Origin of the sequence: Stenotrophomonas sp., from assembly GCF_036662295.1 — a bacterium.
Lineage (GTDB): Bacteria > Pseudomonadota > Gammaproteobacteria > Xanthomonadales > Xanthomonadaceae > Stenotrophomonas.
Map to the genome: position 1 here is coordinate 30,562 of NZ_JAVWXA010000022.1, position 19,941 is coordinate 50,502.

The window sequence follows — 19,941 nt, forward strand, 5'->3', positions numbered from 1 at the left end:
CCGGTGGCGCCGCTCAACGCGCCTGCTGCAGGTACTCGATCACCTGCCGCCGGCGCTCCGGATCGGCGGTGGCGTTGACCATGCGCGTGCCCGGCACCACGCTGGCCGGCGAGCGCAGGAAGGCTTCAAGGGCCTGGGCATCCCAGGTGATCTCGGCCTGGCGCATGGCCGGCGAGTAGGGGTAATCGGCCAGGCTGCCGGCGCGGCGCCCGATCACCCCGTGCAGGTTGGGGCCGAAGCGATGCACGCCGCCGGCGGTGGTGGTGTGGCACCCGGCGCAGATCGCGAACGCGCGCTGCAACTGCTGCTGGTGCCGCTCGGCCGGAGTCTGCGGTGTCCGCGCGCAGCCCAACAGCCACAGCGCGGCCAGGCCCACGCAGGCCAGGCGCAACGCAGGCATCGACAAGGACAGGGACACGCGCATGCGCCGATGATAGCCGGGCGTGCCTGGGCGCCTGCGACCAACGGCCGCAGGCGCGGGGCATCACATGCCGGTGTAGTTGGGGCCGCCGCCGCCCTGCGGGGTCACCCAGACGATGTTCTGGGTGGGGTCCTTGATGTCGCAGGTCTTGCAGTGCACGCAGTTCTGCGCGTTGATCTGCAGCTGCTCGTTGCCCGGGGCACCGACGAACTCATACACCCCGGCCGGGCAGTAGCGCGCTTCCGGCCCGGCGTACTCGGCCAGGTTCACCTGCACCGGCACGCTGGCGTCCTTCAACGTCAGGTGGCTGGGCTGGTCTTCGGCGTGGTTGGTGCTGCTCAGGAACACCGAGCTGAGCCGGTCGAAGGTGAGCACGCCATCGGGCTTGGGATAGACGATGCGCGCGTGCTTGTCGGCCGGCTCCAGGCAGGCATGGTCCGGCGTGCTGTGGCGCAGCGTCCACGGCGGGTTGCGGATGCCCAGCTTGGGCAGCAGCCACTGCTCGATGCCGGTCATCAGCGTGGCCACGGTCTGGCCCTTCTTGAACCACTGCTTGAAATTGCGCGACTGGTTGAGTTCGGCATGCAGCCAGCTGCTTTCGAACGCGGCCGGGTAGGCGCTCAGTTCGTCGTGCTGGCGGTCGGCGGCCAGCGCATCGAAGGCGGCATCGGCGGCCAGCATGCCGGTCTTGATCGCCGCGTGGCTGCCCTTGATGCGGCTCACGTTGAGGTAGCCGGCCTCGCAGCCGACCAGCGCGCCACCGGGGAACACCGTCTTGGGCAGCGACATCAGGCCGCCGGCGGTGATCGCGCGGGCGCCGTAACCGATGCGCTTGCCGCCTTCCAGGTGCTTGCGGATCGAGGGGTGGGTCTTGAAGCGCTGGAATTCCTCGAACGGGCTCAGCCACGGGTTCTTGTAATCCAGCCCGACCACGTAGCCGATGGAGACCTTGCCGCCTTCGGCGTGGTACAGGAACGCACCGCCGTAGGTGGCGTTGTCCAGCGGCCAGCCGGCGGCGTGCACCACCAGGCCCGGCTCATGCCTGGCCGGGTCGATCTGCCACAGCTCCTTGATGCCGATGCCGTAGGCCTGCGGGTCCTTGCCGGCGTCGAGCTGGTAGCGCGCGATCAGCTGGCGGCCGAGGTGGCCGCGCGAGCCTTCGGCGAAGATGGTGTACCGGGCATGCAGTTCCATGCCGCGCTCGAAGTTGGGGCCGGGCTGGCCGTTCTTTTCGATGCCCATGTCGCCGGTGGCCACGCCCATCACCGCGCCGGCCTCGTTGTAGAGCACCTCCGCGGCGGGGAAGCCGGGGAAGATCGAGACCTCCAGCGCTTCGGCCTGCTGGGCCAGCCAGCGGGTGACCTCGCCCAGGCTGACGATGTAGTTGCCGTCGTTGTGGAAGCACTCGGGCAGCAGCGCGTGCGGGGTGCCGCGCGCGCCGGTCTCGCTGAGGAACAGGAATTGGTCGCGGGTGACCTTCTGCTTCAGCGGGGCACCGCGCTCGGCCCAGTCCGGCAACAGTTCGGTGAGCGCGCGCGGGTCCATGATCGCGCCGGAGAGGATGTGCGCGCCGGGCTCGGAGCCCTTCTCAAGCACGCAGACGGACAGCTCGCGGCCGGCCTCGATGGCACGCTGGCGCAACCGGATCGCGGTGGCCAGGCCGGCGGGGCCGGCACCGACGATCACCACGTCAAATTCCATGGCTTCGCGCGGGGGCAGGGCGGGGGTCTCTTCGCTCATGGGGGTGCGTAACTCTTGGGTAGTGCCGAGGGCTGGGCCGACGGTCGTTGCCTGGGAATCGCGCGCGCAGCACACGGCGCAACTACTGGATCAGATGAGCAGGGTACCGGGACACGGCGTTTCCGCCTAGATCGCCGACGTTGGCGCCACGTGAGTGCATGCTTCACACGCGCCGATGGTGCGGCGCACCAATGCGAATGTGCCCGCCGGCACCGCCGGTCGCGATGCCGCCTCGACCGTGCTGCGGCGTGCCTTGGCCGGGCCACGCGCAGCGACCACAATGGGGACTGTCTGATCGCCTTCGCACCCGGGTAGCCATGTCACTGAATCCGTACGACCTGTTTGATGTCCGTTCCCTGCTCAGCGACGAGGAACGCGCCGTGCAGGCCACGGTGGCGCGCTTCACCGACGAACGCGTGCTGCCCATCATCGGCGACGCCTTCGACCAGGGCCGTTTCCCGGATGAGCTGATCGGTGAGATCGCCGGCCTGGGCCTGCTGGGCAGCAGCCTGCCCGAACAATACGGTGGCGGCGGGCTCAACGCGGTCAGCTACGGCTTGATCTGCCAGGAGCTGGAACGCGGCGATTCGGGCCTGCGCAGCTTCGTGTCGGTGCAGAGCTCGCTGTGCATGTACCCGATCTTCGCCTACGGCAGCGAAGACCAGCGCACCCGCTGGCTGCCGGACATGGCCGCCGGCAAGGTGATCGGCTGCTTCGGCCTGACCGAAGCGCACGGCGGCTCGGACCCGGCGGCGATGAAGACCCGCGCCGTGCGCGACGGCGGCGACTGGCTGGTCAACGGCAGCAAGATGTGGATCACCAGCGGCCCGGTTGCCGACATCGCCATCGTCTGGGCGCACACCGAGGACGGCATCCAGGGCTTCGTGCTGGAGAAGGGCATGCCCGGCTTCACCACCCAGGAGATCAAGCACAAGATGAGCCTGCGCGCCTCGCTCACCGGCGCGCTGTTCTTCGACAACGTGCGCGTGCCCGACGCCAACCGCCTGCCCAACGTGCAGGGCCTGAAAGGCCCGCTGGGCTGCTTGAACCAGGCCCGCTACGGCATCAGCTGGGGCCCGATCGGCGCCGCCGTGGCCTGCCTGGACGAGGCCCTGAACTACACCAAGCAGCGCGTGCTGTTCGGCCGCCCGGTGGCGGCCACGCAGAGCGCGCAGATCAAGCTGGCCGACATGGCCCGGCGCATCACCACCGCGCAGCTGCTGGCATTGCAGCTGGGGCGGTTGAAGGACGCCGGCCAGCTGCAACCGCAGCAGGTCAGCCTGGCCAAGTGGAACAACTGCCGCATGGCCATCGACATCGCGCGCGAATGCCGCGACCTGCTCGGCGGCGCGGGCATCACGACCGAACACGTGGCGATCCGGCACGCGTTGAACCTGGAATCGGTCATTACCTACGAGGGCACTGAGACCGTGCACCAACTGGTGATCGGGCGCGAGCTGACGGGCATCAACGCGTTCTAGGGTGCCGGCGGTGGGGGAGCCGGCCAGCGGCCGGTGCTACCGTTGAACGGTCAGGTGCCGCCGCTTCATTCCCCGCCGGCAAACCCGCTCTGCCGCCACGCCTCATACATCACCACGGCCACGGTGTTGGACAGGTTGAGGCTGCGGTTGTGCGGCTGCATCGGCAGGCGCAGGCGCCGTCCATCGGGCAGCGAATCGAGCAGGTCCTGCGGCAGGCCACGTGTTTCCGGGCCGAACAGGAAGGCATCGCCATCGGCGAACTGCGGGGTGTCATGACGCACGCTCCCGCGGGTACTCAGCGCGAACAAACGTGTGGGTGCAATGGCCTGCAGGGCGGTATCCAGGTCCGGATGGACCTGCAGTCGGGCGTATTCGTGATAGTCCAGGCCGGCGCGCTTGAGCTGCTTGTCGCTCAGGTCGAAACCGAGCGGCTCGATCAGGTGCAGCCGCGCGCCGGTGTTGGCGCAGAGGCGGATCACATTGCCGGTGTTCGGCGGGATTTCCGGTTGGAACAGGATGACGTGGAACGTGGGCGCGGTCATCGCCGCAGTTTACGCGGCTGCTGCGGGTTACCGCAGCAACCGGTTACGGACGGACCAGCACCTGGGCGGCGGTTTCCAGCGCCAGCGCCTGCAGGTCGGCGGCCGACGGACGCACCTGCAGGGCCGGCAGGTTGACGATCACATCGCGGGCCACGGCCGTGGCGGCGGCGGTCAGGGTGGCCACGTAGTCGCGGTCGTTGACCTGCTCGGCGGCCAGCGCCTGCACCTGGTCGGCGGTCGGACGCACCTGCACGGCGGCCAGCGTGGTGACGCGGCGGCTGCCGGCCAGTTCGGCGCGGTAGTCGGCGATCAGCCCGGCGGTCGGGCGGACTTCCACCAGGGCCAGGGTCGGAATGGCGCTGGTGCGCTCCACTTCGGCCTGGGCGAGCTGGTCGGCCGAAGGACGGACCTGCACGGTGTCCAGGGTGATGATGTCGGCGGCCTGCACGTTCGACGCAAACGCGGTGCCGGCGGCGAGGGCGATGGCGATGGCGATGATCTTGGTGTTCATGGTGGGACCTGTTTAGTGTTGGTGGGCAGTGGTGTGGTAGTAAGGTAGTACACCGATTCTCGTGGTGCAAGCGGAATTTGAAGTTTTCCGTTTTTGTTCAGCGTTCAGTCAGTTTCGGTCTGGGCTGAGGTTTCCTGCCCTGACTACAGAGCAGTTCCCGTGCCAACTTTTAATCATTGATTTAAAAGGGATTTGTAGCGGTAACGCGGTGTCCGCTGTCCGGACACCTGTCCGTCCAGCCGCTTCAGGTGTCCGCCTTCAACGGTTCAGCGCGCCGCTTCCCGGCCCTGCCCGGCCTTGCCCCGCACGGAAAGTTCCCGATCGCCGCAATGACTGTTGGCCGATGCCGCAAGGCGCCTGCACGCGCTAGCATCGGCCTTCACTTTCATGACCAAGGAACCGGAATGACCGTTCATCTTCGACCGCGTGCTGCGTTGCTGGCTGTAGCGCTCTCCGCCGCCCTGGGCAGCCTCGCGCCCGCCCCGGTGATGGCCAAGCCCGCCACGCCGGCCAAGGTCGACATTCCGTTCGAGCAGTTCACCCTTCCCAACGGCCTGCGCGTGGTGGTGCACACCGACCGCAAGGCCCCGATCGTGGCGGTCAACGTCTGGTACCACGTGGGCAGCAAGGACGAGCCGGCCGGCCGTACCGGCTTTGCGCACCTGTTTGAACACCTGATGTTCCAGGGCAGCGAAAACCACGACGGCGAGTACTTCGAGCCCTTCAAGCAGGTCGGCGTGACCGGCCAGAACGGCACCACCAACACCGATCGCACCAATTACTTCGAGAACGTGCCCACCACCGCGCTGGACATGGCGTTGTGGATGGAGTCCGACCGCATGGGCCACCTGCTCGGTGCGATCGACCAGGCCGCGCTCGACGAGCAGCGCGGCGTGGTGCAGAACGAGAAGCGCCAGGGCGAGAACCAGCCCTATGGCCAGGTCTGGGAGAAGCTGACCCGCGCCATGTACCCCGAAGGCCATCCGTATCACCACAGCGTGATCGGCTCGATGAACGACCTCAACGCGGCCTCGCTGGACGACGTCAAGACCTGGTTCCGCACCTGGTACGGCCCCAACAACGCGGTGCTGGTGCTGGCCGGCGATATCGACGTGGCCACCGCCAAGGAAAAGGTCGCCCGCTACTTCGGCGACATCCCGGCCGGCCCGAGCATGGCCCAGCCCAAGGTGGACGTGGCCAAGCGCGAGAAGAGCACGCGCGAGGTGATGACCGACAAGGTGCCGCAGGCCCGCATCTACCGCGCCTGGAACGTGGCGCAGGTGGGCACCACCGACATCGACCAGCTGCAGCTGTTCGCCCAGGTGCTGGGCGGGGCCAAGTCCTCGCGCCTGGACCAGCGCCTGCTGCACCAGGACAAGCTGGTGGACAACATCAGCGCCGGTGCCTACGGCTCGCAGCTGGGCTCCAATTTCGTGGTGATGGCCACCGTCAAGCAGGGCGTGGACCCGGCCAAGGTGGAGGCGATCATCGACGAGGAGATCAAGCGCCTGGCCAAGGACGGTCCGACCGCCGACGAACTGAGCCGCGGCAAGACCGCCTTCCGCGCCGGTTTCATCCGCGGCATCGAGCGCATCGGTGGGTTCGGCGGCAAGGCCGACGCCCTGGCCGAGTGCACCGTGTTCGAGGGCGACCCGGGCTGCTTCCGCAAGTCGCTGGCCAACATCGATGCGGCCAGCGCCGCCGACGTGCAGGCCGTGGGCGCCAAGTGGCTGAGCGCGGGCGACCACACCATCGTGGTCGAGCCGGGCGCACGCGTGGCCCTGGCCGAACTGCCGTCGGCCTCGCCCAAGCCGTTCACGGTGCCGGCGGTGGACGCGCGCTTCAGCGCCCTGCCCACCCAGGTGGATCGCAGCAGCGGCGTGCCGCAGACCAAGACGTTCCCGGAACTGAAGTTCCCGCAGCTGCACCGCGCCACGCTCAAGAACGGCACCCGGGTGATCCTGGCCGAGCGCCACGACATCCCGGTGGTGCAGTTCAGCTATGAATTCCCGGGTGGCTTCACCGCCGACCAGGGCCGCAAGCAGGGCACCGCCAACTTCACCATGGACCTGATGGGCGAAGGCGCCGGCAAGCTGGGCGCGCTGCCCTTCGCCAACGCCGCCGACGCGCTGGGTGCCAGCATGGGCGCCTCGGCCTCGCTGGACAGCGCCAGCGTCTACCTGTCCGCGCTGAAGGAGAACCTGGCCCCGTCGCTGGCCCTGTACGCGGACATGCTGCGCCAGCCGCGCTTCGACCAGGCCGAGATCGACCGGGTCAAGGCGACCTGGATCGCCGGCATCCAGCAGGAGAAGGTCAACCCCAGCGCCGCGGCGATGCGGGTCATGCCCACCCTGCTGTACGGCGCGGGCCACCCGTATGCCATTCCCTTCACCGGCAGCGGCAATGAGGCGGACATCCAGTCGCTCACCCGCGAGGACCTGGTCGCCTTCCATCGCGAATCGCTGCGCCCCGAACAGGGCACCCTGATCGTGGTCGGCGACACCACCCTGAAGGACATCGTGCCGCTGCTGGAGCGCCAGTTCGGTGACTGGAAGGGCCAGGGCACCGCCCCGCAGGTGAAGGCGCCGGCGGACGTGGCCCGCCCGACCCACGCCCGCGTGTACCTGATCGACCAGCCCGGCGCGGTGCAGGCCAACCTGTTCGCCAGCCAGCTGGTGCCGTCCTCGATGGACCCGGGCAGCACCCGCTTCGATATCGCCAACGGCGTGATCGGTGGCGACTTCACCTCGCGCCTGAACATGAACCTGCGCGAGCAGAAGCACTGGTCCTACGGCGCCGGCAGCAGTGCCAGCAACACCCTGGGGCAGCGCCCGTGGGGCGCCCGCGCACCGGTGCAGATCGACAAGACCGCCGAGTCCATGCAGGAGATGCAGAAGGAGATCAGCGAGTTCGCCAGCGGGGCCAAGCCGGCCACCGCCGCCGAAGTGGCGCGCATCCGCAACATCCAGACGCTGAGCCTGCCCGGCGCCTATGAAACCGCCAGCGCGGTGCTGGGCACCATCAGCAGCATCGTGCGCTACCAGCGCCCGGACGACTACGTGTTCAAGCGCAAGGCCGAGATCGAGGCGATGACCCCGGCGCAGGTGCAGCAGGCCGCGGCCACGCTGGACCCCAAGACCCTCACCTGGGTGGTGGTCGGCGACCTCAAGCAGACCGAGAAGGAAGTGCGCGCGCTGAACCTGGGCGAGATCCACATCATCGACGCCGACGGAAAGGAAACGGCCCCCGCGGCCACCCCCGCCCGGTAGTGCCGGCCGCTGGCCGGCAACCTCGCTGACCTGCCGAAGCAGGGTGCCGGGCCAGTGCCCGGCACCCCATCACCCCCGATTCAGCCGTTTTCCGCACACTCCTTTCTCGTCGTCCCAGCCAGGTCCCCCACATGCGCGTTCTCCTGCTATCCCTGCTGACCCTCAGCGCCACCGCCTGCACCTGGGTGCCGATCGAACCGGTGGGCAAGACCGTGCGCGTGCTGCCCGCCGGGCCGGCGCCCAGCGGCTGCCAGACCAAGGGCGAGGTGGTGGTGACGGTCAAGAGCAAGGTCGCCTTCTACAACCGCAACCCCCTGCGCGTGCAGGAAGAACTGGAAACGCTGGCCCGCAACGAAGCCCCCAGCGCCGGGGCCAATGCGGTCCAGGCCGCCGGCCAGCCGGCCGATGGCAGCCAGCGCTTCCTGGCCTTCCAGTGCCCCCCGCGCTGAACCCTTCAGCACGCCCGGCCGTACCATACGCCCGGGCGTGAATTCGTAAAGGTGCGGTGAAGGCAAGGCCGGCTTACAATAGCGCCCCCTTTGCCTGAGCCTTGGCGCTAACTGATGCTCTTCAAGAATGTCTCTATCGCCGGCCTGGCGCACATCGACGCGCCGCACACGCTGACGTCCAAGGAAATCAACGAACGTCTGCAGCCGACGCTGGATCGTCTGGGCATCCGTACCGACGTGCTCGGCGACATCGCCGGCATCCATGCCCGTCGCCTGTGGGATGCGGACATGCTCGCCTCCGACGCGGCCACCCTGGCGGCCCGCAAGGCGCTGGAAGACGCCGGCATCGGCGCCGACAAGATCGGCCTGCTGGTCAACACCTCGGTCAGCCGCGACTACCTGGAGCCGTCCACGGCCAGCATCGTCTCGGGCAACCTGGGGGTGGGCGACGAATGCATGACCTTCGACGTCGCCAACGCCTGCCTGGCCTTCATCAACGGCATGGACATCGCCGCCCGCATGCTGGAACGCGGCGAAATCGACTACGCGCTGATCGTCGATGGCGAAACCGCCAACCTGGTCTACGAGAAGACCCTCGAGCGCATGGCCCTGCCGGGCGTGACCGCCGATGACTTCCGCAACGAGATGGCCGCCCTGACCCTGGGCTGCGGCGCGGCGGCCATGGTGATGGCGCGCACCGAGCTTGTGCCCGACGCCCCGCGTTACCGCGGCGGCGTGACCCGCTCGGCCACCGAGTGGAACCAGCTGTGCCGGGGCAACCTGGACCGCATGGTCACCGACACCCGCATGCTGCTCATCGAGGGCATCAAGCTGGCGCAGAAGACCTTCGTGGCCGCGCGCGAAGCGCTGGGCTGGGCGGTGGACGAGCTGGACCAGTTCGTCATCCACCAGGTCAGCCAGCCGCACACCGCCGCGTTCATCAAGAACTTCGGCATCGACCCGAAGAAGGTCATGACCATCTTCGGCGAGCACGGCAACATCGGCCCGGCCTCGGTGCCGATCGTGCTGAGCAAGCTCAAGGAGTTGGGCCGCCTGAAGAAGGGCGACCGCATCGCGCTGCTGGGCATCGGTTCGGGCCTGAACTGCTCGATGGCCGAAGTGGTCTGGTAAGCGTTCCCAGGGTCGACCCCGGTTTCCGGGGTTGGCTCCGTCGGCGGCAGGGACCGGGGCGAAACCAAACCCACGTCCCATTCATGTGCGAATTTTGTGTATTTCTGGACATGTAATCGACATCATGTCGATTCCATCGACATGAGGCGTCCTGATGCTGGTCGAGCAGGACCTGCTGGATCGCCCCGTGCTGTATCTGTCGCGCTACATCATCGAGCGCAAGGCCGACTACTACCGGCTGCTGCTGGCCGTCACCTGCGAGGGTGCCTGGGCGCCCTGGGTGGCGTACATGCTCGATGCCGTCGCCGATACCGCGCGCTGGACCAGTGCCAAGATCGATGCGATCCGCCAGTTGCACGAGCAGGCCTGCGAGTGGGTGCGCCAGCATCGGCCAAAGACCTATAGTCGCGAACTGGTCGATGTTCTTTTCAGCCAGCCGTACTGCCGCATCCAGAATGTGGTCGAGGCGGGGATCGCCAAGCGCGAAACCGCCGCGCGTTACCTGCGTGAGCTGGTTGATATCGGGGTGCTGGAAGAGCAGCGCATGGGCAAGGAAAAGCTGTTCCTGCACCCGGCCTACCTGCAGCTTCTATCGGACAATGCGCATGCGCCTGGGGGCTATGTACTGCCGCAGGCGCGGTGAACGTGGGCTCGCGCGCAGGTGCGGGCCTGGTGAAAATCTACAAGGCGATGGTGCCTTCAGCATCGACAGGTTGCGGTTTCAATGAATCTTCCCGGTTATCCCGCTAGTCCAAAGAAATTCGACGTCCGTCCCGGCCTGTCGATGAGCTATCTCGACGAAGGCCCGCGCGAGGGCGAGGTGGTGGTGATGGTCCACGGCAATCCGTCGTGGAGCTACTACTGGCGCACGCTGGTGGCCGGCCTGTCGGACACGTACCGCTGCATCGTGCCCGACCATATCGGCATGGGCCTGTCCGACAAGCCCGACGACAGCCGCTACGCCTACACCCTGCAGTCGCGCGTGGACGACCTGGACGCGCTGCTGGCGCACCTGGGCATCACCGGGCCGGTCACCCTGGCCGTGCACGACTGGGGCGGCATGATCGGCTTTGGCTGGGCACTGTCCCACCATGCGCAGGTCAAGCGGCTGGTGGTGCTCAACACGGCCGCCTTCCCGATGCCGGCGGCCAAGCAGATGCCCTGGCAGATCGCGCTGGGCCGGCACTGGAAAGTGGGCGAGTGGATCATCCGCACCTTCAACGCGTTCTCCTCCGGCGCCTCGTGGCTGGGCGTGGAGCGCAGGATGCCGGCCGACGTGCGCCGCGCCTATGTGTCCCCGTACGACAGCTATGCCAACCGCATCAGCACGATCCGCTTCATGCAGGACATCCCGCTGTCGCCGGCCGACAAGGCGTGGTCGCTGCTGGAGCGTTCGGGCCAGACGCTGGCCACCTACGCCGACCGCCCGGCCTTCATCGGCTGGGGCCTGCGCGACTTCGTGTTCGACCATCACTTCCTGGCCGGCTTCCAGGCCGCGCTGCCGCAGGCCGAGGTGCATGCCTTCGAGGATGCCGGGCACTACGTGCTGGAAGACAAGCACGAGGTGCTGGTGCCGAAGATCCGCGCGTTTTTGGACGCAAACCCGATTTGACCGGGGTGACGACCAACGGTCGTCACCTACCCAGCAACCGGTGGGTAGGACGTTGGGTCGGATCGAAACCGGTCACAGGGCACTGACATTTGATCGGGTCGGGAGCCCCGCCCGTAGAGCCGACCGTTGGTCGGCTGCCCTTCGCGCCGGGCCATCAACCCCCGGACGCGCACCTTCACGCCGCGATCGGCGCCTGTGGGGCCGGCGAATTGCCGTTGTCATCGGGATGGTCGTCGTCATTGCCCGCCTCGTCCCGCCAGCCCCAGTCGGCCAGGGTCAGCGCCGGCATGCCGTGCGCCACCCGTGCCTTGTCGCACTGCGGGCTGGCCTTGCCGTACTCCCAGGACGCATCGACCTCGCGGCACACGCTGGGCCGGTTGGGATGGATGCTGCAGCGCGAATAGACCCCGATCTCGGCATCCAGGGCCACGCAGTAGACCGGCTTGGACAGGGTGCCGCGCATGCACAGCCGATGCGGGTCCAGCGGCTGGGTGAGCTGGTGCGGCACGCCGCCGGGGGTGACCTCGTCCGATTCCATCCAGTGGAACGCCACACGGTACTGGGTGCAGCAGGCGCCGCAGGTGAGGCAAGGATGGGACATGGGGTGCCGGCCTTGGGCGGCAAATCGAGCAGGAGGGAAGGGCGCGAATTTTCCACGCTGCGGCCGCCCGCGCAAGATTTTTCTGCAGCGGCGACAATGAACGGATGAACGCCGCCCACAACATTGCCGCGCGCCTGCCCGAACTGGCCCGCGAGCGCCCCGACCAGATCGCCATCCGCTGCCCGGGCAAGCCCGGCCCCGGGGGCATGGCCACCTACGAGGTGACCCTGGATTACCGCACCCTCAACGAACGCAGCGATGCCCTGGCCGCCGGCCTGGCCGCGCACGGCATCGGCCGCGGGGTGCGCGCGGTGGTGATGGTGCGGCCGTCGCCGGCGTTTTTCCTGCTGATGTTCGCGCTGTTCAAGAACGGCGCGGTGCCGGTGCTGGTCGACCCCGGCATCGACAAGCGCGCGCTCAGGCAATGCCTGGACGAGGCGCAGCCGCAGGCCTTCATCGGCATCGGCCTGGCCCACGTGGCGCGGCTGGTGCTGCGCTGGTGCCCGGGGGTGAAGACGCTGGTCACCGTGGGCCGGCGCTGGGGCTGGGGCGGCACCACGCTGGACCGGATCGAGGCCGACGGCCGGCGCGCGCCGCCGCCGATGGCGACCACCGACGGCGAGGATGTGGCCGCGATCCTGTTCACCAGCGGCTCCACCGGAGTGCCCAAGGGCGTGGTGTACCGCCACCGGCACTTCGTGGGCCAGGTGGAGCTGCTGCGCGCGGCTTTCGGCATGGAGCCGGGCGGGGTGGACCTGCCGACCTTCCCGCCGTTCGCGCTGTTCGACCCCGCGCTGGGCCTGACCTCGGTAATCCCGGACATGGACCCCACGCGCCCGGCCAAGGCCGACCCGCGCAAGCTGCACGATGCGATCGCCCGCTTCGGCGTCACCCAGCTGTTCGGCTCGCCAGCGCTGATGCGGGTGCTGGCCGACCATGGCCAGCCCCTGGCCGGCGTGCGCCGGGTCACCTCGGCCGGCGCGCCGGTGCCGCCGGACGTGGTCGCGCGGATCCGCCGGCTGCTGCCGGCCGATGCCGAGTTCTGGACGCCCTATGGGGCCACCGAATGCCTGCCGGTGGCGGTGATCGAAGGCCGCGAGCTGGAAAGCACCCGCCAGGCCACCGAGGACGGCGCGGGCACCTGCGTGGGCCACGTGGTGGCGCCCAACCAGGTGCGCATCATCGCCATCGACGACGCCCCGCTGCCCGACTGGTCGCAGGTGCGCGAGCTGCCGGCCGGCGAGGTGGGCGAGATCACCGTGGCCGGCCCAACCACCACGGACAGCTACTTCAACCGGCCCCAGGCCACCGCCGCGGCCAAGGTGCGCGAAGTGCAGGCCGATGGCAGCACCCGGGTGGTGCATCGCATGGGCGATGTGGGCTACTTCGATGCGCAGGGGCGGCTGTGGTTCTGCGGGCGCAAGACCCAGCGCCTGGAGACCGCGCACGGGCCGATGTACACCGAGCAGGTGGAGCCGGTGTTCAATGCGCTGGCGGGCATCGCCCGCACCGCGCTGGTGGGCGTGGGCGCCGCCGGCCAGCAGCGGCCGGTGCTGTGCGTGGAGCTGCAGCCCGGCAGCACCGACACCCCGGCGCTGCGCGAGCGCCTGCGCCAGGCGGCGGCCGCGCACCCGCACACGGCCCGCGTGGAAACCTTCCTGATGCACCCGTCCTTTCCGGTGGATATCCGCCACAACGCCAAGATCGGCCGTGAAAAACTCGCGGTCTGGGCCGCAACGCACGTGGAATCGAACGCATGAAAATCCTGGTGACCGGTGGTGGTGGTTTTCTCGGGCAGGCGCTGTGCCAGGGGCTGGTCGCCCGCGGCCACCAGGTGCTCAGCTTCAACCGCGGCCATTACCCCGCACTGGCCGCGCTGGGCGTGGGCCAGATCCGTGGCGACCTGGCCGATGCCGAGGCGGTGCGGCACGCGGTGGCCGGCGTGGACGCGGTGTTCCACAACGGCGCCAAGGCCGGCGCCTGGGGCAGCTATGACAGCTACTACCAGTCCAACGTGGTGGGCACCGACAACGTGCTGGCGGCCTGCCGCGCGCATGGGGTCGGCCGGCTCGTGTATACCTCCACGCCCAGCGTGACCCACCGCGCCACCCACCCGGTGGAAGGCCTGGGCGCGGACGAGGTGCCCTACGGCGAGAATTTCCAGGCGCCGTATGCGGCGACGAAAGCCATCGCCGAGCAGCGCGTGCTGGCCGCCAACGACGCCACCCTGGCCACCGTGGCGCTGCGCCCGCGGCTGATCTGGGGCCCGGGCGACCAGCAGCTGGTGCCGCGCCTGGCAGAGCGCGCGCGTGCCGGCCGGCTGCGCTTCGTCGGTGATGGCAACAACCGGGTGGATACCACCTATATCGACAATGCCGCGCTGGCGCACTTCCTGGCGCTGGAGCACCTGGCGCCCGGCGCGGCGTGCGCGGGCAAGGCCTACTTCATCTCCAACGGCGAGCCGCTGCCGATGCGCGAGCTGCTCAACAAGCTGCTGGCCGCGGTGGGGGCGCCGGCGGTGGAGAAGTCGATCAGCTTCAAGACCGCCTATCGCATCGGCGCGGTGGCCGAACGCCTGTGGCCGCTGCTGCGGCTGCGCGGCGAGCCGCCGATGACCCGCTTCCTGGCCGAGCAGCTGTGCACCCCGCACTGGTACAGCATGGAGCCGGCCCGCCGCGACTTCGGTTACGTGCCGCAGGTGAGCATTGACGAAGGCCTCACGAGGCTGAAGTCTTCATCGCACGCACGCGATGCCATCACTTCCTGAACACCGCTTTCTGGCCACCATGGCAGCACGCCAATCCGGCACGCATTACGCGAGGATCGACATGCTGCATTACGCCGTTATCTTTTTCGTCATCGCCCTCATCGCGGCGGTGCTCGGCTTCTCCGGCATCGCCGGTGCCGCCAGCAACATCGCCTGGATCCTGTTCGTGGTCTTCCTGATCCTGGCGGTGGTGTCGATGTTCCGCAAGCGAGGGTAGTCCGCCGGCCTGCCGCGCGACCTCTCTCCCGCGCGGCAGGCAACGTGGCGGTGACGACGGCCTGGGGCGCTGATGCGCTTCAGGCCGTCGTCGTTATGGAGCTGCGCAGCCCGCGTTCCTGTGCGTGGCGGGCCAGCGCCAGGTCGAGCAGGCGGCTGATCAGCGCGGTGTAGCCCAGGCCGCTGGCCGCCCACAGCTTGGGGTACATGCTGATCCGGGTGAAGCCGGGCAGGGTGTTCACCTCGTTGACCACCACCTGCCCGTCGCGGGTGAGGAACACGTCCACCCGCGCCAGCCCGGCGCAGTCCAGTGCCTGGTAGGCCCGTATCGCGATCGCGCCGATGCGCTGCTGGTCGGCATCGCCGATGGCCGCCGGCACCACCACCTCGGCGCCGGTCTCGCTGATGTACTTGGTGTCGTAGGAATAGAAGTCGTCGTGCACGACCACCTCGCCGCACACACTTGCCTGGGGATGTTCGTTGCCCAGCACGGCGCATTCGATCTCGCGCCCATCGATCGCCGTCTCTACCAGCGCCTTGTGGTCGTAGGACAGCGCCAGGGCCAGCGCGTGATGGAACTCGGCGGCATTGCCGACCTTGCTCACGCCCACCGACGAGCCCTGGTTGGCCGGCTTGACGAACAGCGGCGAGCCCAGCTGTGCCACCAGGGCCGCGTAGTCCGCCCCGGCGGCGGTGACCCGGTTGAAGCAGGCGAACGGCGCCACCGCCAGGCCGGCATCGCGCAGCAGGCGCTTGGCCACGTCCTTGTCCATCGACACGGCCGAGCCGAGCACGCCGCTGCCCACGAAAGGCAGGTTGGCCATGCGCAGCAGGCCCTGCAGCGAGCCGTCCTCGCCCAGCGTGCCGTGCACGATCGGGAACACCACGTCGATCTGTTCCAGCGCCGTGGCCGGGTCGGTGGGCACCAGCTGCGCCTGCTCCAGCCCGGGCCGCACCGCCACCGCATTGCCGGAGCGGTTCAGCGCGATCCGCGCCGGGTCCTCGGCGTGCAGCAGGAAGCCCTGCGGATCGCTCACGTGCCACTGGCCCTGCTTGTCGATCCCGATCAGGGTGACGTCGAAACGTTCCCTGTCCAGCGCATCGAGGATGTTCTTCGCCGACTGCAACGACACTTCATGCTCGGCCGAACGGCCACCGAAAATGATGCCTACCCGGGTCTTGCTCATGCCTGCTGCTGCTCCTTGCCATCTTCATGGACCCCTAGCATGAACCGGTCCGCCGGCCGTGGCGCACCCGCCCTTCATCCACCCGTCAGCCTGGGCATCACCGCGACGGCCTTGGCCTGCCACGGGCCGGTTAGAATGCAGCGATGGCCCGTTCCTTCCTCAGTTCCCTCAAACCGCTGGCCGGCAATGCGCTGCAACTGGCGCTCAACCGCGCGCTGGCGCTGGACCCGGACACCCGTGGCGCGCTGGCCGCGCTGGATGGCCGCCACATCGCCCTCACCCTGGAATCGCCGGCCCTGGCGATGCGGATCGGGGTGGAGGGCGAGCGCCTGACGGTGGGCCCGGTGGATCCGCAGCAGGAGCCGGACCTGGCCGTGCGCAGCACCCTCGGCGGGGTGCTGGCGCAGCTGCCGTTCCTGGCCAACGCGCGCCGCGGTGGCGACACCCCCGCCGGGCGGGTGAAGGTGTCCGGTGATGCCGAACTGGCGCGCCGCCTGCAGCAGCTGGCCACGCGCTTCGATCCGGACTGGCAGCAGCCGTTCGTGCGCGTGTTGGGCGAGGTGCTGGGGGTGCAGGTGGCCAACAGCCTGCGCTCGGCGCTGCAGCACGCGCGCCGCGGCGCATCCGACCTGGCGCACAGCGCCGCAGAATTCGTAACCGAGGAGTCCCGCGACGTGGTAGCGCGAGCAGAACTGGAAGCCTTCCACGACGACGTGGACGTGATGCGTGACGATGTGGAACGCATCGCCGTGCGCGTGCAGCGCCTGCGCCAGGTGCGCGCATGAAGGCCATGTTCCGCGCCACCCGCATCGGCCGGGTGATCCTGCGCTACCGCCTGGACGACCTGCTGCAGGGCACCCCGCTCGAGCGCTGGCTGCGCCTGGCCAAGCCGTTCGTGCCACGTGCCTCGGCCGATATCGCCGCGCAGTCGCGGGGCGCACGGTTGCGCCTGGCGCTGCAGGACCTGGGGCCGATCTTCGTCAAGTTCGGGCAGATCCTCTCCACCCGCCGCGACCTGATCCCGGCGGACGTGGCCAACGAACTCACCCTGCTGCAGGACCGGGTCAAGCCGTTCGACGGCGATACCGCCCAGCGCATCGTCGAGCAGGCGCTGGGTCTGCCGGTGAGCGAGGCGTTTGCCAGCTTCGACCTGCAGCCGCTCGCCTCGGCCTCGATCGCCCAGGTGCATGCGGCCACCCTGGCCGATGGCCGCCAGGTGGTGGTCAAGGTGCTGCGCCCGGACATCGAGCGCCAGATCGATGCGGACATCGCGCTGCTGAAATCGGCCGCCGCGCTGGTCGAGCGCACCCACCCGCGCGCGGACAAGATCCGCCCGCGCGAAGTGGTGGCCGAGGTCGAGAACACGCTGGCCGCCGAGCTGGACCTGCAGCGCGAAGGCGCCAATGCCAGCGTGCTGCGTCGCAACTGGGTGGACTCGGACGATCTGTACGTGCCCGAGGTGATCTGGAGCCACACCGCCGAGCGCGCACTGACGCTGGAGCGGGTGTGGGGCATTCCCTCCGATGACATCGCCGCGCTGGACAAGGCCGGCATCGACCGCAAGGCGCTGGCCGCCAAGGGCGTGCGGGTGTTCTACACCCAGGTGTTCCGCGACAACTTCTTCCATGCCGACGCGCACGCCGGCAACATCTGGGTCGACCTGGACCCGGCCCGCCGCGACAACCCGCGCTTCATCGCGCTGGACTTCGGCATCATGGGCCAGCTCTCCCAGGAAGATCAGTACTACCTGGCCGAGAACTTCATGGCCATCTTCAACAAGGACTACCGGCGCATGGCCGAGCTCCACGTTGAAGCCGGCTGGATGCCCGGCAACGTGCGCATCGACGAGCTGGAAGCGGCCGCGCGCTCGGTGTGCGAGCCGTACTTCACCCGCCCGCTGTCGCAGATTTCGCTGGCCGAAGTGCTGATCAAGCTGTTCCGCGTGGCCCAGCGCTACGAGCTGACCCTGCAGCCGCAGCTGATCCTGCTGCAGAAGACCCTGCTCAACATCGAAGGCGTGGGCCGCCAGCTCGATCCGCAGCTGGACATCTGGGCGGTGGCGCGGCCGGTGCTCGAACGCATCCTGCGCGAGCGCTACAGCCCGCGCCGGGTGCTGAAGGAAGTGCGCAAGCGCCTGCCGGAAATCATGACCCACACCCCGGACATGCCGCGGCTGGTGCATGCCTGGCTGAAGCAGCAGGTGGACGGCAGCCACGAGCTGTCGATGCGCTCGGCCGACCTGGTGGCGCTCAACGACAACCTGCGCAAGCTGCAGAAGCGCGCGGTGGCCGCCATCGCCGGCGTCGGGCTGCTGATCGTGGCGGCCGTGCTGTACGGCATGCAGCCCGGCGGCTGGTACTTCGGCGATGCGCCGGTATGGAGCTGGGTGAGTGGCGCGGCCGGCCTGTTCTCGCTGGCCAGCGCCTGGTGGCGGCGCTGACATGACGCTGCAGGCGCTCAAGGACGAGCTGGCCCGCTTCGGCGCCGACAACGATGCCGCGCACAGCGGGCGTGCCCAGCGCATGCTCAACATCACCGCCGATACCGGCGCGCTGCTGGGCGTGCTGGTGCGCGCCACGCGGGCCCGCCAGGTGCTGGAAATCGGCACCTCCAACGGTTATTCCACGCTGTGGCTGGCCGAAGCGGCGGCCGCCATCGGCGGGCAGGTGACCACGCTGGAGTACGCCGCCGACAAGGTGGCGCTGGCGCGCACCACCGTCGAGCGCAGTGGGCTGGGCGCGCACGTCGCGCTGGTCCATGCCGAGGCGACGGCCTGGCTGCGCGAAGCGGCCGAGGCCAGCGTGGACCTGCTGTTCCTGGATGCCGACCGCAGCCTGTACCTGGCGTGGTGGCCGGCGCTGCGCCGCGTGCTGCGCCCGGGCGGGTTGCTGGTGGTGGACAACGCGGTCTCGCATGCCGGGCAGATGGCCGCCTTCGAGGCGCAGGTGCGCGGCGATCCGGCGTTCACCAGCGTGTGCGTGCCGATCGGCAATGGCGAACTGATCGCGGTGCGCAGCGACGGCTGAATCGGTGCGGATGGCGCTGCCCGCGGCAGGCGGGGATAATCGGTCGGTGAACGAGACCGACACCGCATCCCCCGCCGCGCCCGCCCCGGCCCCCCTGCAGCTGCTGCACCTGGACGACCGCCTGGCCGTGGTCAACAAGCCGGCTGGCCTGATGGTCCATGACAGCAAGCTGGCGCGGGGCGAAGACGACTTCCTTGCCGACCGCCTGCGCGAGCAGCTGGGCAAGCCCATCTTCCTGGTGCACCGCCTGGACCGCGCCACCAGCGGCTGCCTGCTGCTGGCCTTCGACCGCGAGAGCGCCAGCGTGCTGGGCAAATCGCTGATGGGCGGGGATGTCACCAAGGATTACCTGGCGATCTGCCGCGGCTGGCCGGCCGAAGCGGCCTTCACCGTCGACCACGACCTCGATGGCGGCCCGGGCAAGCCGGTCAAGAAACAGGCCATCACCCATTTCCAGCGCGTGGCCATGGGCGAGATCGCCGTGCCCATGGGCGAATTTGAAACCTCGCGCTATGCGCTGATGCGTTGCCAGCCGCAGACCGGGCGCTTCCGCCAGATCCGCCGCCATCTCAAGCACCTCTCCCATCACCTGATCGGCGACACCAGCCACGGCGACGGCCGCCACAACCGCAGCTTCCGCATGATGGGCATCCACCGCATGCTGCTGCACGCCGAGCGCCTGCGTTTCCCGCACCCGGACGGCAGCCTGATGGACGTCAGCGCGCCGGTGGACGGCGAATTCCGCAAGGCGGTGGATATGTTCGGGTGGGACGTATTGTGAGGAATGCGAGTCTGGAAGTGATCCATCTTTAGATGCGTTTGGCTTAGGCTCCGTAGCATCTGCGAGCAGCGCATCTGACCAACTACAACAAGTGCATTGCAAGCTGGCTTTCATACTCTTGGATTAATTTGGCATAGAACTTGGCATGCAACTTGAATCGCCCAGGGTTCCGTAGACACCTCGCAGCCATAAACTATGGCTTACGCG

18 protein-coding genes and 1 pseudogene are annotated in these 19,941 nt (G+C 68.7%); 13 read left to right on the forward strand and 6 right to left on the reverse strand.

The window, feature by feature from the left end:
- Positions 1 to 13: 13 nt before the first annotated feature.
- The gene (locus RSA25_RS06555; protein ID WP_332808102.1) at positions 14 to 418 is read right to left on the reverse strand and encodes a c-type cytochrome; all 405 of its coding nucleotides are present in this window, start codon (positions 416 to 418) and stop codon (positions 14 to 16) included.
- Between the two features lie 66 nt (positions 419 to 484).
- Positions 485 to 2,161 carry an electron transfer flavoprotein-ubiquinone oxidoreductase gene (locus RSA25_RS06560; protein WP_332808103.1) on the reverse strand — a complete coding sequence of 559 codons (1,677 nt, stop codon included), beginning with the start codon at positions 2,159 to 2,161 and terminating at the stop codon, positions 485 to 487.
- Positions 2,162 to 2,478: 317 nt separating this feature from the next.
- On the opposite strand from RSA25_RS06560, the gene RSA25_RS06565 reads away from it, so the two are divergent.
- Positions 2,479 to 3,642: an acyl-CoA dehydrogenase family protein gene (locus tag RSA25_RS06565; RefSeq protein WP_332808104.1), complete on the forward strand. Its 1,164-nt coding sequence runs from the start codon at positions 2,479 to 2,481 to the stop codon at positions 3,640 to 3,642.
- Between the two features lie 65 nt (positions 3,643 to 3,707).
- Here the strand turns inward: RSA25_RS06565 and trmL are convergent, their stop codons facing one another.
- Positions 3,708 to 4,184, reverse strand: a complete 477-nt coding sequence (gene trmL, locus RSA25_RS06570; protein WP_332808105.1) for a tRNA (uridine(34)/cytosine(34)/5-carboxymethylaminomethyluridine(34)-2'-O)-methyltransferase TrmL — start codon at positions 4,182 to 4,184, stop codon at positions 3,708 to 3,710.
- A 43-nt stretch (positions 4,185 to 4,227) separates the two neighbouring features.
- Positions 4,228 to 4,695, reverse strand: a complete 468-nt coding sequence (locus tag RSA25_RS06575) for a hypothetical protein (protein ID WP_332808106.1) — start codon at positions 4,693 to 4,695, stop codon at positions 4,228 to 4,230.
- Positions 4,696 to 5,099: 404 nt separating this feature from the next.
- Here RSA25_RS06575 and RSA25_RS06580 point away from each other — a divergent pair, with 404 nt between their 5' ends.
- From RSA25_RS06580 to RSA25_RS06600, 5 genes and pseudogenes are all read left to right on the forward strand, one after another.
- Positions 5,100 to 7,964 (forward strand): pitrilysin family protein, encoded by a 2,865-nt coding sequence (locus tag RSA25_RS06580; RefSeq protein WP_332808107.1) that lies wholly within the window; start codon positions 5,100 to 5,102, stop codon positions 7,962 to 7,964.
- A 131-nt stretch (positions 7,965 to 8,095) separates the two neighbouring features.
- Positions 8,096 to 8,413, forward strand: coding sequence for a DUF4156 domain-containing protein (locus RSA25_RS06585; protein WP_332808108.1), 318 nt, complete (start codon positions 8,096 to 8,098; stop codon positions 8,411 to 8,413).
- 114 nt (positions 8,414 to 8,527) lie between these two features.
- Positions 8,528 to 9,544: a 3-oxoacyl-ACP synthase III gene (locus tag RSA25_RS06590; protein ID WP_038691210.1), complete on the forward strand. Its 1,017-nt coding sequence runs from the start codon at positions 8,528 to 8,530 to the stop codon at positions 9,542 to 9,544.
- Between the two features lie 151 nt (positions 9,545 to 9,695).
- Positions 9,696 to 10,187: pseudogene (locus RSA25_RS06595) on the forward strand (Fic family protein); the annotation flags it as partial.
- Between the two features lie 81 nt (positions 10,188 to 10,268).
- Complete coding sequence (locus RSA25_RS06600; protein WP_332808109.1) at positions 10,269 to 11,156, forward strand: alpha/beta fold hydrolase; 888 nt, start codon at positions 10,269 to 10,271, stop codon at positions 11,154 to 11,156.
- A 175-nt stretch (positions 11,157 to 11,331) separates the two neighbouring features.
- On the opposite strand, the gene RSA25_RS06605 is transcribed toward RSA25_RS06600, so the two are convergent.
- Entirely contained in the window at positions 11,332 to 11,757 is a 426-nt protein-coding gene (locus RSA25_RS06605; protein ID WP_332808110.1) for a YkgJ family cysteine cluster protein, read from the reverse strand.
- Between the two features lie 104 nt (positions 11,758 to 11,861).
- On the opposite strand from RSA25_RS06605, the gene oleC reads away from it, so the two are divergent.
- From oleC to RSA25_RS06620, 3 genes are all read left to right on the forward strand, one after another.
- Positions 11,862 to 13,517 (forward strand): olefin beta-lactone synthetase, encoded by a 1,656-nt coding sequence (oleC, locus tag RSA25_RS06610; protein WP_332808111.1) that lies wholly within the window; start codon positions 11,862 to 11,864, stop codon positions 13,515 to 13,517.
- On the forward strand, positions 13,514 to 14,524 hold the full coding sequence (oleD, locus tag RSA25_RS06615; protein ID WP_332808112.1) for a 2-alkyl-3-oxoalkanoate reductase: 1,011 nt from the start codon (positions 13,514 to 13,516) through the stop codon (positions 14,522 to 14,524). Before oleC ends, oleD begins: the two co-directional genes overlap by 4 nt.
- Before the next feature lie 61 nt (positions 14,525 to 14,585).
- Positions 14,586 to 14,741 carry a DUF1328 domain-containing protein gene (locus RSA25_RS06620; protein ID WP_332808118.1) on the forward strand — a complete coding sequence of 52 codons (156 nt, stop codon included), beginning with the start codon at positions 14,586 to 14,588 and terminating at the stop codon, positions 14,739 to 14,741.
- 79 nt (positions 14,742 to 14,820) lie between these two features.
- Here the strand turns inward: RSA25_RS06620 and ddlA are convergent, their stop codons facing one another.
- On the reverse strand, positions 14,821 to 15,927 hold the full coding sequence (gene ddlA / locus RSA25_RS06625; RefSeq protein WP_332808113.1) for a D-alanine--D-alanine ligase: 1,107 nt from the start codon (positions 15,925 to 15,927) through the stop codon (positions 14,821 to 14,823).
- A 143-nt stretch (positions 15,928 to 16,070) separates the two neighbouring features.
- Between ddlA and RSA25_RS06630 the strand changes: the two genes are divergently transcribed.
- From RSA25_RS06630 to RSA25_RS06645, 4 genes are read left to right on the forward strand one after another with little or no spacing between them, the layout of a single operon-like run.
- Positions 16,071 to 16,712, forward strand: a complete 642-nt coding sequence (locus RSA25_RS06630) for an SCP2 sterol-binding domain-containing protein (protein WP_332808114.1) — start codon at positions 16,071 to 16,073, stop codon at positions 16,710 to 16,712.
- On the forward strand, positions 16,709 to 18,367 hold the full coding sequence (gene ubiB / locus RSA25_RS06635; protein ID WP_332808115.1) for a ubiquinone biosynthesis regulatory protein kinase UbiB: 1,659 nt from the start codon (positions 16,709 to 16,711) through the stop codon (positions 18,365 to 18,367). Before RSA25_RS06630 ends, ubiB begins: the two co-directional genes overlap by 4 nt.
- Position 18,368: 1 nt before the next feature.
- The gene (locus RSA25_RS06640) at positions 18,369 to 18,953 is read left to right on the forward strand and encodes a class I SAM-dependent methyltransferase (protein WP_332808116.1); all 585 of its coding nucleotides are present in this window, start codon (positions 18,369 to 18,371) and stop codon (positions 18,951 to 18,953) included.
- A gap of 16 nt (positions 18,954 to 18,969) precedes the next feature.
- Complete coding sequence (locus tag RSA25_RS06645) at positions 18,970 to 19,734, forward strand: pseudouridine synthase (protein ID WP_332808119.1); 765 nt, start codon at positions 18,970 to 18,972, stop codon at positions 19,732 to 19,734.
- Positions 19,735 to 19,941 lie beyond the last annotated feature (207 nt).

Bases quoted from the DNA above. Each gene is read 5' to 3' on its own strand.
- RSA25_RS06560 (WP_332808103.1), bottom strand. From the start codon at position 2,161: ATGAGCGAAGAGACCCCCGCCCTGCCCCCGCGCGAAGCCATGGAATTT.
- RSA25_RS06640 (WP_332808116.1), top strand. From the start codon at position 18,369: ATGACGCTGCAGGCGCTCAAGGACGAGCTGGCCCGCTTCGGCGCCGAC.
- trmL (WP_332808105.1), bottom strand. From the start codon at position 4,184: ATGACCGCGCCCACGTTCCACGTCATCCTGTTCCAACCGGAAATCCCG.
- ubiB (WP_332808115.1), top strand. From the start codon at position 16,709: ATGAAGGCCATGTTCCGCGCCACCCGCATCGGCCGGGTGATCCTGCGC.
- ddlA (WP_332808113.1), bottom strand. From the start codon at position 15,927: ATGAGCAAGACCCGGGTAGGCATCATTTTCGGTGGCCGTTCGGCCGAG.
- RSA25_RS06580 (WP_332808107.1), top strand. From the start codon at position 5,100: ATGACCGTTCATCTTCGACCGCGTGCTGCGTTGCTGGCTGTAGCGCTC.
- RSA25_RS06630 (WP_332808114.1), top strand. From the start codon at position 16,071: ATGGCCCGTTCCTTCCTCAGTTCCCTCAAACCGCTGGCCGGCAATGCG.
- oleD (WP_332808112.1), top strand. From the start codon at position 13,514: ATGAAAATCCTGGTGACCGGTGGTGGTGGTTTTCTCGGGCAGGCGCTG.
- RSA25_RS06585 (WP_332808108.1), top strand. From the start codon at position 8,096: ATGCGCGTTCTCCTGCTATCCCTGCTGACCCTCAGCGCCACCGCCTGC.
- RSA25_RS06565 (WP_332808104.1), top strand. From the start codon at position 2,479: ATGTCACTGAATCCGTACGACCTGTTTGATGTCCGTTCCCTGCTCAGC.
- oleC (WP_332808111.1), top strand. From the start codon at position 11,862: ATGAACGCCGCCCACAACATTGCCGCGCGCCTGCCCGAACTGGCCCGC.
- RSA25_RS06590 (WP_038691210.1), top strand. From the start codon at position 8,528: ATGCTCTTCAAGAATGTCTCTATCGCCGGCCTGGCGCACATCGACGCG.
- RSA25_RS06575 (WP_332808106.1), bottom strand. From the start codon at position 4,695: ATGAACACCAAGATCATCGCCATCGCCATCGCCCTCGCCGCCGGCACC.
- RSA25_RS06600 (WP_332808109.1), top strand. From the start codon at position 10,269: ATGAATCTTCCCGGTTATCCCGCTAGTCCAAAGAAATTCGACGTCCGT.
- RSA25_RS06605 (WP_332808110.1), bottom strand. From the start codon at position 11,757: ATGTCCCATCCTTGCCTCACCTGCGGCGCCTGCTGCACCCAGTACCGT.
- RSA25_RS06620 (WP_332808118.1), top strand. From the start codon at position 14,586: ATGCTGCATTACGCCGTTATCTTTTTCGTCATCGCCCTCATCGCGGCG.